Source organism: Mesorhizobium sp. M7A.F.Ca.CA.002.05.1.1 (genome assembly GCF_003998335.1).
Lineage (GTDB): Bacteria > Pseudomonadota > Alphaproteobacteria > Rhizobiales > Rhizobiaceae > Mesorhizobium.
Genome location: NZ_RZQI01001414.1, coordinates 1 through 912 on the forward strand (window position 1 = coordinate 1; position 912 = coordinate 912).

At 61.2% G+C, this 912-nt stretch carries 1 pseudogene; it reads left to right on the forward strand.

Features of this window, described 5'->3' with window-relative positions:
- Positions 1 to 390: 390 nt before the first annotated feature.
- Positions 391 to 912, forward strand: a pseudogene (locus EN939_RS35985) (cardiolipin synthase); the annotation flags it as partial.

Sequence of the window (912 nt, forward strand, 5' to 3'; positions counted from 1 at the left end):
AGAGGCAGCAATTGGCGTTGGCATTCTGCCGACGTGTCGGCAACTGCGTCATCGCCGGGAGGTCCATCGAAGTTGAATTTCATCATTCAGCGCCCCCCTCGCCATCAATCAAAGTGTTTATATAACTAAATTCATTCCTCCTGATATACAATAGAGGTGGTACCAAAGCATAAGAGGCTTCGGTGGGCCTGGGAAGAACAGGACGATGCCAGGCTTTATGCTTCCCCTGGGTCAGGTTTGTCCTTCTGACAGGATCTATCGGGGTGCTTCAACCCATCGATCTCTGCGGCCGGTCGAACTCTTCAGCCAGGGCCGCATGCCACCATCCACCGAATGCACGGCACGAGCGGCTGCATTGCCTTCTGCAACCGCTCGCTGGATAGTCTCGGCATGTTGGCGACCCTGGCGACTCACTGGCCGCAAATTCTGGCGATCATCTCCGTGGTGATGGCGACGGTCGGCATCGTCCATGCCGTCATGACCAAGGAAGATGTCCGCGCCGCCACCGGCTGGGTCGGCGTGATGGTGCTGTCCCCGATCCTCGGCGTGCTGATCTATGCCGTCGCCGGCATCAACCGCATTCGCCGCGCCACGATCACCGCCCAGCGCCCGTTTGCCGATGGCGCGATGTCCGCCAAGCACGAGCGCGACGTCGCTGTCGAAGAGGCCCTGATCGTCGAGCGCTACGGGCAACGATTCACGGGCTTGCGGACATTGGGCGACAGGGTGGCGCGGCGCGCGCTCAATCCTGGAAATGCAATCGATGTGCTGGAGACCGGCGACGAGGCCTATGCCGCCATGTGCGCGGCCATCGATGGTGCCGAGCGCAGCGTCCTGCTCGAGACCTATATTTTCGACAATGACGCCGTCGGCCTGCTCTTCGTCCAGGCGCTTGCCGGCGCCGTCCACCGC